An 11973-nucleotide genomic window follows, 5' to 3' on the forward strand; every position below is an offset into this window, starting at 1 on the left:
TTGTCGGCGGAGGATAAAGACATGAAGATCGTGGTCATCGGCGGCAGCGGCCTCATCGGAACGAATGTGGTGAACAGGCTCCGCGCATGGGGGCATGAGGTCATAGCGGCGTCGCCTGCCTCGGGTGTCAACACCATCACTCGCGAGGGGCTGGCCGAAGCGCTCTCCCGCGCTCACGTGGTCGTAGACGTGGCGAATTCGCCTTCCTTCGAGGACAAGGCCGTTCTGGAGTTCTTTGAGACGTCCGGCCGCAACCTGCTTGCCGCCGAAGCCGCCGCCGGCGTGGGGCATCACCTCGCGCTGTCCGTCGTCGGCACGGGGCGCAATCCCGACAGCGGCTATCTCCGTGCCAAGCTGGCCCAGGAGAACCTGATCAAGGCTTCCGGGATTTCCTACACGATCCTGCAGGCGACCCAGTTCTTCGAATTCGTCAACGCCATCGTCCAATCGGGAGCGGATGGCGATGTTTTCCGCCTGTCGCCGGCCCTCTTTCAGCCCATTGCCGCCGATGATGTCGCCGCCGTCTTGGCCGATCTGGCCGTCGGCGCGCCGCTGAACCGGACGGTCGAAGTGGCCGGGCCGGAGCCCATCCCGATGGATGCGATCGCTCGGCAGTACCTCGCCGCCAAGGGGGACAAGCGTCACGTCGTCGCCGACATCAGGGCCCGCTATTTCGGCGCCGAGCTGAACGACAAATCCCTGAGGCCCATCGGCCAGCCGCGGCTAGGGCAGACCCGCTTCGCGGATTGGCTCAGCGCGCCGCCGGCGCGCGCATGAGCACCGGACCTCAGCAGCACATCCCCGAACAGTCATTCACCCCAATCCGGGAGGGCGTGACCATGAACTTCGCCCAGGACAATCGGGCCGTCGCAGCGGCCGTCGTTACAATGGTGGCTTTCAACGGAGTATTTCTCTCGGTCAATGGGCTCTTCATGCTCATCAACCCATTGGTTTGGTATGAACTCATCCCGGGTGTGACCGATACCGGCTTCTTCAATCAGCACTTCATCCGTGACATCGGGATCATCCAGCTTTTTCTCGGCGTCGCCTTCGCCGCCGGCATGGTCCTGCCCGAGCGGCGCGTCGGACTCTGGGCAGTCGCCACGGCTTGGCTTTGTGCCCATGCACTCTTCCACTTCTGGGAAGTCGCGGTCGGCATCTGCTCCCCCGCGGCACTTCCGCGTGATTTTCCGGCTGTGACCATGCCGGCGATCTTCGGGATCGTGCTGGTCCTCTGGGCCACTCGCCGTTCCGGCTCGAAACAGCCCGCCACCGCCTGAGATTAGCGCTGCAAGCCCGCACGGCGCAGGTGGGCCGCATCGCGGCCGTCCTGCGCTCCACCAGACAAGCGGAAGAAAAGCCTCACGAGCCTAAGGCCTCACGAGCTTAAGAAACACAAGGCGTGAGGTCTTCTATGCCGGCGTGTGCCGATCCGCGGCTTGTGAGGGCCGAGCCGCTGTGCGGCAAGAGGCTCGGCGATGGCGCCGCTCGACCGCCATTCGCTCTCCATGTACTTCTATTTCAGGGTGACCAAGCTGCCGGCATGCGTCGGACTCGCTGCAGGGATGTCGGCCACGGTGGTCGTAACACCGCGTCAATGACGCTGTTCGAACTGCCGCGCGGTCAGTCAGGCCAGGATTCATCGGAACGGGACAGACCAATGGAATTTTCGTTCTGGAGATCGCGCGGTGATGAGCCATCCGTTCTCATCCCCGCCATCGGCCTGGAGCTGAACGTTCTGTTGCCGCCGGCGTCCAACCAGAACGCGATGACTGTGATCGAAACGGTCAACGCTCCCGGCTTCGGCCCACCACGCCACCGCCACCCTGAAACGGAGGTCTTCCGGGTCATGGAGGGGCGCTACCTCTACGAGGTCGACGGCCGGCGCTTCTTTGCCGATGCGGGCGACCTGGTGAGCGTGCCGGGCGGCGCCGTGCACGGTTTCGTCAACGTCACGGATCGACCGGCACGCCAGTTGATCATGATCCTTCCCGGGCTCGATGCGAAATGCTTCTTCACCGAGCTCGGAGAAATCATGCGGCACGGAATACCCGATCGCGCGCGACTCAATGAGTTCGGCGCGCGCTGGAACATTGAATTCCTGGGCCCTCCTGTGCGGGCGGCCGACGGCATCACCGAGCGATGAGGTCGATTGGCAGCCTATCCGACACGGCGCTCGCACTGTCGGCCGGTGGCGGGCGCGTACGTGTCCCAAGCACCTCGGCATGCCGAGGCGCTAAGGCCCCCTGTCGTCTTCAGACGCTGCGCTACCGACTTGCGAGTTCCCGGATGAGCCGACGCAAAGTGACTTCCGCCTCCGAATGGCGCTTCGGTTCGAGATAAGCCAAGGACAGGTCCAGACTGAGGTGCGGCTCGATGATGCGGCTGATATTGACCCGTCCATCGGCTGCCGCTCGCTTGGCGGCTCCTTCCGGCAGCATGGACGAGGCGAGCCCGCGCTCGACCAGATCGATGATCATATTGACCGATCTGATCTCGAACGGAACGCGCATCTCCCTGCCGATCGCCGCGGCCGCCGCCTCGATCATCGATCGCAGCTTGTGTGGCCTTGGCTGCAGCATGAGCGGCATCGCTGTCAGTTGCTCGAATGGAACTCCGGCCCGTGGCGTTTGCTCATTGTCTGTGAGCAGGACGATGTCGTCGCGAAAGAGGTGGTCGCAGGCGATGCCGCTCGCATCATCCGGAATGAAGTAAACCATGGCCATGTCGAGGGTCCCATCGAGCAGCCATTCGACAAGCTGGTCACTCGCTCCCTCCAGGATCGTTATTCTTGTGCCCAGCAAGCTTTCATTGGCCGCTCGCAATATTCGGGCGATGAGATCGGGATCGAGGCTTGGATTGATCCCCAATCGGACCGGTGCGTTGTCCGGGGCGTCTGCGGGAGCGGCGATGCGCCGCGCGGCCTCGATATCCCGCGTGATCCGGATGGCTTTTTCGAGGAAGAGCTGGCCAGCTTCCGTCAGGTGAACGCCGCGACTGTGCCGCACGAGGAGTTGCACGCCGAGCTCCTCTTCGAGGTTGCGCATTTGCATCGACAGCGCCGGCTGCGCGATGAACAGGACCTCGGCGGCCTTGGTCATGCTCTGCAACTCGGCGATGCATGCGAAGTAGCGGAGCTGTCTGAACTCCATCCGGCCTTCCTCCTTAGGCGACGGCCAGCGTGGTGTCCTTCTTGTTCTTGACGACCACCAGGGCCAGCAACCCTCCGAGCGCGATGATCATGGAAAGCAGGAGTAGAGCAAGGAAAAAGCTGCCGGTCTCCTGCCGGATGAGCCCCACGAGCCACGGCCCCGTGAACCCACCGAAGGAGCCGAGCGTGTTGATCACCGCAATGCCGACCGGCGCCGCCGATCTCGACAGGAAAGACGAGGGAAGCGCCCAGAACACCGGCAAGACCGCGTAGACGCCGATGGCGCCAAGGCAAAACCCCGCGACAACCAGGACCGGCGACTGGAAATAGGCGCTCGCCACCAGTCCAATGGCCGCGATGAATGCGGCGACCGCGATGTGCCACTTTCGTTCTTTGCGGCGATCGGAACTCCTGGCGAAGATGATGCTCGCCACAGCGGCGAGGCAGAACGGGATCGGGCTGATCAGACCTATGGTAAAGGCCGAAACGCCGAGCGTGGCTATGATCTGCGGGAACCACATCACCACACCATAGAGACCGAGCACGATCGTGTGGTAAAGCAGCGATAGAACCAGCACGCGGGGATCGAGGAGTACTTTCCAGAAGGAGAGCGGCGGCTCCTTCTGTTGCTGGGTCAGATCTTCATCCAGCGCCTGCTTCAACGCTGTTTTTTCGTTGGCGGAAAGCCACTTCGCGTCGTCCGGCTTGTTGTCGAGATAAAAGAACACGACGACACCGAGCACCACGGCAGGCAAGCCTTCCAGAATGAACATCCACTTCCAGCCGGCAAGACCGAACCAGTTGATGTGAAGAAGAGCACTGCTGATCGGCCCGGCCAGGGCCGGCCCGAGAGGAACGGCGAGGCACAAGAGGCCAGCGGCCCATGCTCTCGATTTCTCCGGGATCCAATAGCTGAGGTAAAGCATCATCCCAGGAAGAAAGCCGGCCTCGGCCAAACCCAGCAAGAAACGCATCAGGTAGAAGCTGTTGGGCGAGAATACGAAGGCCATGCAACTCGCGGCAAGACCCCAGGTGATCATGATCCGGGCTATCCAGACCCTCGCGCCGACTTTGGCGAGGATCATGTTGCTCGGTACCTCGAAGAGAAAGTAACCCCAAAAGAAGATCCCTGCACCGAATCCGTAGACCTCGGGAGAGAAGTTGAGATCCTTGTTCATCGGCAAGGCGGCAAAAGAGAGATTGACGCGATCGAGCTGCGCGACGAAATACGCCAGCGTGATCAAGGGAAGCAGACGCATAATGACTTTGCGGTTCGCGATATCCGCGAGAGACGTCATGGCGCCCGCGTCTGCTTGCCGCCCGCTGCTCGCGACGGTCTCCGGTATGGTCGCCATCCGATAGTCCTCCCTTATGTGCATCGTGCTTTTGTGACGAGCTGATTGGCGCGCAGGATCGTGCACGATGCACGCGTTGTCAATCGACCGCCCTTCGTAAAAGCCGCAGCACGAACGACTTTTTGGCGCCGCCGGCCGAACTTCCGAAGCAGAACGAGGGCGTTAGGCTGCGCAGGTTCTGGCCGTCAGGGCCGATATAAGGACTTGGTATTGGTCCGCGCGCTCCGGTTCTGCCTAGTCTCTGCCGGTCAATGAACGACATGCGACGGTAGGTCGAACGATCGCCAGGGAGGAAAGAATGTTGGAGCCCGAGGGAGCGGCAATTGGCGACCAGGCCCAATCGGCTCGGCATCGACGCGTTCTCGTCATTTCCGGAAGCCCTACGATTCCTTCCAAGACGGCGCTGCTGGCGGACATGGTCGCGGCGCGGCTCTGTGGCGAGCAGACTTGCGTCGAACATCTTCGCCTCCTCGACTTGCCGGCCGAGGACCTCGTCGCGATGAAGGTCGATCGCGGGCCTGTCGCCCAGGCCATCGCGGCTGTCTCCAGGGCCGACGGCCTGGTGATCGCCACCCCGACCTTCAAGGCGTCGTTCTCCGGGCTGACGAAGCTCTTCCTCGATCTGCTTCCGCAATTCGGGCTTGCAGGCAAGGCCGTTTTGCCGCTCGCGACCGGGGGCAGCCTCGCCCATGTTCTCGCCCTGGATTACTCGCTACGTCCCGTGCTCCAGTGCATGGGCGCTCGGTGCGTGGTCCCGAGCTTCTACGTGACCGCAGACGCGTTCACGGGAGACGAGCGCGGCCTCTCACACAAGTTCGAAGCCGGTCTGGCGGATGTCCTTAGCGCCTTCAGGGAGGCCCTGGGCCTGCCGGCCAAGCTTGAAGCATAAGACGCCGGCAAAGCCACGGGCGACGTCGCCGCACGACAACTGACGAAGGAGGTAACATGTCCAAGCAAAATAGAGTGATGCGGCTCGGTGCGTTCTTCCATGGCATCGGCCACCATATTGCGTCCTGGCGGCACCCAAGCGCCGATCCTCATCTCGTGACTTCCCTTGCGGGCTATGTGGACATGGCGCGAACCGCTGAGCGCGGTGGTTTCGACATGATCTTCCTGCCCGACAATTTGAGCGTCCGAGAGAGCAATCTCGAGGCCCTCAAGCATGTCTCCGACTATATCGTGCAGTTCGAGCCGCTTTCGCTTCTCTGCGCCCTCGCCCCCATGACCCAGAACATCGGGCTGCTGGCGACCGCATCGACGAGCTACAACGAGCCCTATCATCTCGCCCGCCGTCTGGCGTCGCTGGATTTCCTGAGCGCCGGCCGTGCGGGATGGAATCTCGTCACCTCGACGACCGACGCCGAAGCGCGCAATTTCGGACGCGATACCCATTTCCTGCATGCCGAACGCTACGACCGGGCCGATGAATTCGCTAAAGTCATCATGGGCCTATGGGACTCGTGGGAGGACGATGCCTTCCCCCGAAACGCCGCCTCGGGCCTCTACTGCGACACCAGCAAGCTTCATGTGCTCGACCACCAAGGCAAGCACTTCCAGGTGAGAGGCCCGCTCAATATCGAAAGGCCGCCGCAAGGATATCCGGTCATCGCTCAGGCAGGCTCCTCGACGACGGGCATGGATCTCGCAGCACGTGTGGCGGATCTCATCTATACCATGCAGACCAGCCTCAAATCGGGCCAAGAGTTCTATACGGAGATGAAGCGGCAGGTCAGGGCGGCCGGCCGGCACGAGAGCGATCTTCTGATCATGCCGGGCGTCGTCCCAGTGGTCGGGAGAACCGACTCCGAGGCGCAGGAGAAATTCGAAGAGCTTCAGGAACTGGTCGATCCCGTCGTGGGCCTTTCTCAGCTTTCGGCCATGTTCCCGGGCTTTGATTTTTCCTCCTTCGACGTCGACGGCCCATTGCCCGACATCCCTGAGGGAAACGGCATCCAATCGCGCCAGAAGCTGCTCGTCGATATGGCGAGAAAGGACAATCTGAGCATCAAGCAGCTCTATCTGAAGATCGCCGGCGGTCGCTCGCATTGGGTCCTGATCGGCTCGCCCACGCATATCGCCGATCAACTCGAGGAACGCTTCGTCGATTATGCCGCTGACGGCTTCAACATCATGCCCTTCACACAGCCCGGCGGCCTCAACGACTTCGTGGATCTCGTCGTTCCCGAACTGCGCAAGCGCGGCCTAGTCAATGCGGGCTATGCCCCTGGGACCCTTCGTGAGAAGCTGGGTCTACCGCGGCCTCAACATCCCGCGCATCGCAAGACCGCTCAGATTGCAGCCGCAGAATGAATGGAAGCGGTGGAACGAGTCAGCGGCCGTTCCCGGAGTCAATGAAATGAACAAAATTGTTCCTGGTCAGCAGGTGCCCGATTTTTCCGCCAAGCTTGCCGACGGAAGCACATGGTATCTTTCGCAGAACGCCCCCGATTACATGCTGATGGTCGATATCTATCGCGGATATCACTGCCCGCGCTGCCGCCAGCATCTCGAAGCCATCAACGCGGCCATGGCGGATTTCAAGAATGCATGCATGGATGTGATCGCCGTCTCGGTCGACAGCGCTGAACGGGTCGCGAAAAGCTACGCCGAGTGGGATATCGCCGATGTCCGCGTCGGAGGTGGGCTGTCCATCACCGATGCGGACCGGCTTGGGCTCTATCTCAGTCATTCCATCGAGATAAGGCCGCTGGAATCACCCGTTTTCGCCGAACCGGCCGTGCTTTTCGTCAGAAGTGATCTGACACTCTATGGCGCGATCCTCCAAACCTTTCCCTTCGCGCGTCCGAAGATTCCGGATCTGCTCGAAGTGCCGACTTTCGCGGCAGCCCAGAATTACCCGCCGCGTGGCGATTATGTGCTGAGCGCCGCGTAATTCGCTGATCACGCCTGGAGCGCGGGCACCTTTGCCCGCCTCCTCACGAGGTACGATCGAGCGTCCGCCGCGATCGCTCGCGGGCCGCGGGCTTCTGCGCCGTGCTCGCTTCGACGTCGTTCGCCGGCGCACTCGCCTCGTTGCCGGACAGCAGGCGCCGCTTGCCGCCTTCGAGATGCTCGCGAATGGCGAGAGCCGCTTCTGGGCCGTCGCCCGCTTCGAAGGCCGCGAGGATGCGAGCATGCTCCTCTGCCACCTCGCCTGCCCGCGCCCGGCCGCCGGAACGATAAAGATAAAGACGCGCCTGCAGGAGAATGGCGTTCATGCCGCGATAGGTGTCGGAGATAACCTGATTGCCGGCGCTCTCCACGATCACTTGATGAAAGCGCTGATCGGCGGCGACGAATTTTCTATATTGCTTGTAGTGGGTGCCGATCTGCTTGGCCGCGCTCATCTGGCGCGTGGCCGCCCTGAGCTCGTTGAGCACGGAGGCGGCTTTGCGCGGCGCACCGACCAGCGCGCAATGGCCTTCGAGCATCGTGCGGAAATCAATGAGATCGCGCAGATAGTCGAGCGTCGGTTCGGGCGCGACCGAATAGCCGCTATAGAGCTCGGTCACGACGAGCCGCTCGGCTTCGAGCTTCGACAGAGCCTCGCGCAAAGGCGAGGTGCTGACGCCGAGATCGCGGGTCAGAGCATCGATATTGAGGCGCGTTCCCGGAGCAAGCCCCCGGTCGAGGATCCGCTCCTTCAAAATCTCATAGGTCTGCTCTGTCAGGGTCGTTTTGATCGGAGAAGATCGACCGTTGTACGTCGCTTTGGCCATGGGCGATCCATAAAGGGAACCGAGACGATTGTCCGGCTCAGTGCCTCGACGCGGCCGGCTTCGTCCGTGCGCGATCGAAGAATCCGGTGCGGACCCGCGTCAGCGTCATCGCGGTGATCAAGCCGGCCTTGGCATAGGGGTCGCCAGCGATGAAGCGCTCCGCTTCGCCCTGGCTTTCCACATCGACCAGATAGAAGGAGCCTTCGCCGACCGACCCATCTTCCTTGAGCTTGGCGCCCGCGGCGAGCAGAACGGCGATATTGGCTTCGAGATAAGCGAGATGGTCCGGCCGGACTGCATCGCGCTCCGCCATGCGGGCCGCGGGGATCACGGTGTCGATGAGATAGGGCATTCGATTCCTCCGGAACAGTCACGATTAGTCGCACATCATGCACGATGCCGGCAAGCGCCGTCTCCTTGTCGACCTCCAGCGGATATCGTGCACGATGCCCGATGCACGTTGACACGGCGGCGCGATTTTGAAATGGTTCGGCGAAACCAGGGCGGACAGCCCGGACAAACCATGGCCACCGGACGGCGCGGGAGAGATCAGATGGCGACGCTCGCAGACACAACACTTTCCAAGATGAAATGGCGGTTGCTGCCGTTTCTCCTGGTCTGCTATCTGCTTGCCTATCTCGATCGCGTGAATGTCAGCATCGCTGCTTTGCAGATGAACGAGGACTTGGGCTTCACGCCGACAATCTATGCCTTCGGCGGCGGCATCTTCTTCCTCGGCTATTTTCTCTTCGAATTGCCCAGCAACTGGGCGCTCGAGCGTGTCGGCGCCCGCCGCTGGATCGCGCGGATCATGATCAGCTGGGGCCTCGTCGCGAGCGCCATGGCCTTCGTCTCCGGGCCGACGAGCTTCTACTGGCTGCGCTTTCTTCTCGGCGCTGCCGAGGCCGGCTTCCTGCCCGGCATCGTCTATTATCTCAGCCGTTGGTTCCCGGCGCGCGAGCGTGCTGCGATCATGGCCCTCTTCTTCCTCGGCCTACCCTTGTCTTTCGTCGTCGGGGCGCCGGTCTCGGGAGCACTTCTCAGTCTCGACGGGCTCTTGGGCATCGCTGGCTGGAAATGGCTTTATCTCCTCGAGGGGCTGCCCACGGTTGTCTTCGGCATCCTGTGCCTCAAGGTGCTGACGGATCGGCCGAGCGAGGCGAAGTGGCTCTCGGCGGAGGAACGCAACTGGATCGAGGGCGTGCTGCGCGCCGAGGAGGCGGAACGCGCCAAGGTCTCCGCCCCGACTTTTACCGCGGCTCTCTACGACCGGCGCGTCTGGGCCTTCGGCATCGCCTATGTGGGCATCATCATGGGCATGTACGGCATCGGTCTGTGGCTGCCCCAGATCATCAAGCAGCTCGGCTACAGCGATTTCGTGACGAGCACCATCTCGGCCGTTCCTTACGTCCTGAGCGCCGTCGCCATGATCGTCGTCGCCCGCAGCTCGGACCGCACGGGTGAGCGGCGCTGGCACGCGGTCCTGCCCTGCATCGTGGCCGCGGCGGGCCTCGTCGCGAGCGCCTATATCGGCAGCCCCCTGCTGTCGCTCGCAGCGGTCACGGTCGGCGCGGTCGCGGTGATCTCCTCGATGCCGACCTTCTGGGCTCTGCCCACCGCCGTTCTGTCCGGGTCGGCAGCGGCCGGCGGCATTGCCCTCATCAACTCGATCGGCAACCTCGGCGGTTTCGCCGGCCCCTATCTCGTCGGCTATGTTCGCGAGGCGAGCGGCAGTTTCCAGCTGGGCCTCCTCTTCCTGGCCGTCTGCCCCTTCCTTACGGCGCTCATTCTCTACGCCATGACCGGCCGCAGCACGGCGGAAGAGGCGCTTCGCCGGGCGAAGTCCTCAGCGCCGGCCCATTGATCATCGCGGGCCGTTGCGAGATGGCCCGTGTTCCCTGCCGGCCCTGGTCGAAACATGTCGAATCCGTGGATCACAAATCGCCATGACGCAACTCAGTCCTGAAGCCCTCAGATCGGCTATCGACGGCGGGCTCCTGTCCTTCCCGCTCACGGATTTCGACGCGGCCGACAACTTCGATCCGGAGAGCTACCGCGCGCGGCTCGACTGGCTCAGCCCCTATGGCGCCGCCGCGCTCTTCGCGGCCGGCGGCGCGGGTGAATACTTCTCCCTCACCGATCAAGAATACGAGCGCGTCGTGGCGGAAACGGTGGCCTGGTCGGCGGGCCGGGTGCCGGTGATCGCCGCCGCCGGACAGGGAACGAAAGCCGCCGTCAGCCATGCGCAAGCCGCCGAGTGCCTGGGCGCCGACGGCATTCTGCTGCTGCCGCCCTATATGACCGAGGCCTCCCAGGAAGGCCTTGCGGCCCATGTCACGGCCGTCTGCCGCGCCGTATCCATCGGCGTCATCGTCTACAACCGCGGCAATTGCCGGCTGGCACCGCCGACCGTGGCGCGCTTGGCCGAGAGCTGCCCCAACCTGATCGGAATCAAGGACGGCCTCGGCAATGTCGAGTGGCTCTTGCGCATGAGGAGCCTCGTCGGAGACCGCATTCTTTTCGTCAACGGCATGCCGACAGCGGAAGTCTATGCCGCCGCCTACCGCGCCATGGGCGCGCCGACCTATTCGTCCGCCATCCTGAATTTCGTTCCGCGCACGGCGGTCGCCTTCCATCGCGCCGTGCAGACGGGCGATGCGGCGACCTGTGATAGGGTGTTCAAGACTTTCCTCGGCCCCTATCTCGAACTGCGAAACCGGCAACCGGGCTATGCGGTCAGCATCGTCAAGGCGGGCGTCGACATCATCGGGCGCAGCGCCGGCCACGTCAGGCCCCCGTTGTCGCCCCTGACCGCATCCGAGCGAGCGGAACTCGCCGATCTCATCGCGGCCCTCGGTCCGCAGGACCCGCCGATGGCCGAAGACCTGACCGCATCCGTCATGGAGGAGCTACCGGCATGAGCGACGGCGAGGTGAAAATCTACACGGCCTCGAGCAGCGCCACGGCAACCGGCGATTGCGCCGGACAGGTGGTCGTATCCGGTTCCTATGGCGGCGAATACAATGCCTATCACGCTGCCAAATGGGGCATTCGCGGCGTCATCCTGAACGATGCCGGCGTCGGCAAGGACGGCGCGGGCATCAAGGGCCTGCCTTACCTCGACCGTATCGGCCTGCCGGCCGCCACGGCCGACGCCATGACCTGCCACATCGCCGATGCCGAGCACATGCTCGCGCATGGCATGATCAGCCACGTCAACCGCGCGGCGGAGCGCCTCGGCTGCCGCGTCGGCCAGACCGTTCGCGACTGTGCCGAACTGATGAAGAAAGGCGAGATCATTCGCGAGGCGCCGCCGGAAATCAGCGGCGGCAAGCGCTACACGATCAAGGACGATCCGGGCGAGCCCAAGGTGCTCTGCCTCGACGCGGCGCCGCTGCTCGTGCCGGAGGACGCGGGGCAGATCGTCGTGACGGGATCTCACGCCGCCATGTTCCGGGGCCAGCCCGACGGGGTGGTCGGCCCCGACGTCGGGGCGATCTTCTTCAGCGACGCCGGGGTCGGCCTCGACGGCGCGGGCATTGCCCGCCTTGCCGATCTCGACCAGCGCGGCATTCCCGCCGGCACGGCTTCCGCCGCCAGCGCCCCTATCGGCGACGCGCGCGCCATCTATGCCGATGGCATCCTCTCCCACGTCAATGCCGCCGCGGCCCGGCTCGGCGCCGCGCCGGGCATGCCGATCAAAGCCTTCGTCGATCGCCTGCTTGCCGCAGCGCGCGGCGCGGGCTGA

At 63.4% G+C, this 11973-nt stretch carries 13 protein-coding genes; 9 read left to right on the forward strand and 4 right to left on the reverse strand.

The genetic code is table 11. The features are described from left to right. Positions 1-21 precede the first annotated feature (21 nt). The 3 genes from ACFQU1_RS06465 (at position 22) to ACFQU1_RS06475 (ending at position 2146) form a co-directional block, all read left to right on the forward strand. Positions 22-777 carry an SDR family oxidoreductase gene (locus ACFQU1_RS06465; protein ID WP_378130497.1) on the forward strand — a complete coding sequence of 252 codons (756 nt, stop codon included), beginning with the start codon at positions 22-24 and terminating at the stop codon, positions 775-777. Next, a complete protein-coding gene (locus ACFQU1_RS06470; protein ID WP_378130499.1) occupies positions 774-1280 on the forward strand; it encodes a hypothetical protein in 507 nt (168 codons plus the stop codon). The genes ACFQU1_RS06465 and ACFQU1_RS06470 overlap by 4 nt, the downstream gene beginning before the upstream one ends. A gap of 380 nt (positions 1281-1660) precedes the next feature. After that, positions 1661-2146 carry a cupin domain-containing protein gene (locus ACFQU1_RS06475; RefSeq protein ID WP_378130501.1) on the forward strand — a complete coding sequence of 162 codons (486 nt, stop codon included), beginning with the start codon at positions 1661-1663 and terminating at the stop codon, positions 2144-2146. Between the two features lie 121 nt (positions 2147-2267). Here ACFQU1_RS06475 and ACFQU1_RS06480 read toward each other — a convergent pair whose 3' ends face one another. Together ACFQU1_RS06480 and ACFQU1_RS06485 are read right to left on the reverse strand one after the other, a co-directional pair. Next, complete coding sequence (locus ACFQU1_RS06480; protein ID WP_378130503.1) at positions 2268-3152, reverse strand: LysR family transcriptional regulator; 885 nt, start codon at positions 3150-3152, stop codon at positions 2268-2270. A 13-nt stretch (positions 3153-3165) separates the two neighbouring features. Further along, positions 3166-4506, reverse strand: coding sequence for an MFS transporter (locus tag ACFQU1_RS06485; RefSeq protein ID WP_378130505.1), 1341 nt, complete (start codon positions 4504-4506; stop codon positions 3166-3168). Between the two features lie 298 nt (positions 4507-4804). On the opposite strand from ACFQU1_RS06485, the gene ssuE reads away from it, so the two are divergent. Genes ssuE through ACFQU1_RS06500 form a run of 3 tightly spaced genes read left to right on the forward strand, consistent with a single transcriptional unit; the run spans position 4805 to position 7399 of the window. Further along, on the forward strand, positions 4805-5395 hold the full coding sequence (gene ssuE, locus ACFQU1_RS06490; RefSeq protein ID WP_378130507.1) for an NADPH-dependent FMN reductase: 591 nt from the start codon (positions 4805-4807) through the stop codon (positions 5393-5395). Between the two features lie 56 nt (positions 5396-5451). Next, entirely contained in the window at positions 5452-6816 is a 1365-nt protein-coding gene (locus ACFQU1_RS06495; protein WP_378130509.1) for an LLM class flavin-dependent oxidoreductase, read from the forward strand. Beyond that, positions 6800-7399, forward strand: a complete 600-nt coding sequence (locus tag ACFQU1_RS06500) for a redoxin domain-containing protein (RefSeq protein WP_378130511.1) — start codon at positions 6800-6802, stop codon at positions 7397-7399. The genes ACFQU1_RS06495 and ACFQU1_RS06500 overlap by 17 nt, the downstream gene beginning before the upstream one ends. A 43-nt stretch (positions 7400-7442) precedes the next feature. On the opposite strand, the gene ACFQU1_RS06505 is transcribed toward ACFQU1_RS06500, so the two are convergent. Both ACFQU1_RS06505 and ACFQU1_RS06510 read right to left on the reverse strand, forming a co-directional pair. Continuing rightward, positions 7443-8225 carry a GntR family transcriptional regulator gene (locus ACFQU1_RS06505; protein ID WP_378130513.1) on the reverse strand — a complete coding sequence of 261 codons (783 nt, stop codon included), beginning with the start codon at positions 8223-8225 and terminating at the stop codon, positions 7443-7445. Between the two features lie 37 nt (positions 8226-8262). Beyond that, complete coding sequence (locus tag ACFQU1_RS06510) at positions 8263-8577, reverse strand: YciI family protein (RefSeq protein WP_378130515.1); 315 nt, start codon at positions 8575-8577, stop codon at positions 8263-8265. Positions 8578-8778: 201 nt separating this feature from the next. Between ACFQU1_RS06510 and ACFQU1_RS06515 the strand changes: the two genes are divergently transcribed. From ACFQU1_RS06515 to ACFQU1_RS06525, 3 genes are all read left to right on the forward strand, one after another. Then, positions 8779-10089 (forward strand): MFS transporter, encoded by a 1311-nt coding sequence (locus ACFQU1_RS06515; RefSeq protein WP_378130517.1) that lies wholly within the window; start codon positions 8779-8781, stop codon positions 10087-10089. An 82-nt stretch (positions 10090-10171) separates the two neighbouring features. Then, complete coding sequence (gene kdgD / locus ACFQU1_RS06520) at positions 10172-11146, forward strand: 5-dehydro-4-deoxyglucarate dehydratase (RefSeq protein ID WP_378130519.1); 975 nt, start codon at positions 10172-10174, stop codon at positions 11144-11146. Continuing rightward, positions 11143-11973, forward strand: coding sequence for a hypothetical protein (locus ACFQU1_RS06525; RefSeq protein WP_378130521.1), 831 nt, complete (start codon positions 11143-11145; stop codon positions 11971-11973). The genes kdgD and ACFQU1_RS06525 overlap by 4 nt, the downstream gene beginning before the upstream one ends.

Source organism: Chelatococcus sp. GCM10030263, from assembly GCF_042666455.1.
In the GTDB taxonomy this organism is placed as follows: domain Bacteria; phylum Pseudomonadota; class Alphaproteobacteria; order Rhizobiales; family Beijerinckiaceae; genus Chelatococcus.

Excerpts from the sequence above, each read along its gene's own strand:
- ACFQU1_RS06465 (WP_378130497.1), top strand. The coding sequence starts at position 22 with ATGAAGATCGTGGTCATCGGCGGCAGCGGCCTCATCGGAACGAATGTG.
- ACFQU1_RS06470 (WP_378130499.1), top strand. The coding sequence starts at position 774 with ATGAGCACCGGACCTCAGCAGCACATCCCCGAACAGTCATTCACCCCA.
- ACFQU1_RS06475 (WP_378130501.1), top strand. The coding sequence starts at position 1,661 with ATGGAATTTTCGTTCTGGAGATCGCGCGGTGATGAGCCATCCGTTCTC.
- ACFQU1_RS06480 (WP_378130503.1), bottom strand. The coding sequence starts at position 3,152 with ATGGAGTTCAGACAGCTCCGCTACTTCGCATGCATCGCCGAGTTGCAG.
- ACFQU1_RS06485 (WP_378130505.1), bottom strand. The coding sequence starts at position 4,506 with ATGGCGACCATACCGGAGACCGTCGCGAGCAGCGGGCGGCAAGCAGAC.
- ssuE (WP_378130507.1), top strand. The coding sequence starts at position 4,805 with ATGTTGGAGCCCGAGGGAGCGGCAATTGGCGACCAGGCCCAATCGGCT.
- ACFQU1_RS06495 (WP_378130509.1), top strand. The coding sequence starts at position 5,452 with ATGTCCAAGCAAAATAGAGTGATGCGGCTCGGTGCGTTCTTCCATGGC.
- ACFQU1_RS06505 (WP_378130513.1), bottom strand. The coding sequence starts at position 8,225 with ATGGCCAAAGCGACGTACAACGGTCGATCTTCTCCGATCAAAACGACC.
- ACFQU1_RS06510 (WP_378130515.1), bottom strand. The coding sequence starts at position 8,577 with ATGCCCTATCTCATCGACACCGTGATCCCCGCGGCCCGCATGGCGGAG.
- ACFQU1_RS06515 (WP_378130517.1), top strand. The coding sequence starts at position 8,779 with ATGGCGACGCTCGCAGACACAACACTTTCCAAGATGAAATGGCGGTTG.
- kdgD (WP_378130519.1), top strand. The coding sequence starts at position 10,172 with ATGACGCAACTCAGTCCTGAAGCCCTCAGATCGGCTATCGACGGCGGG.
- ACFQU1_RS06525 (WP_378130521.1), top strand. The coding sequence starts at position 11,143 with ATGAGCGACGGCGAGGTGAAAATCTACACGGCCTCGAGCAGCGCCACG.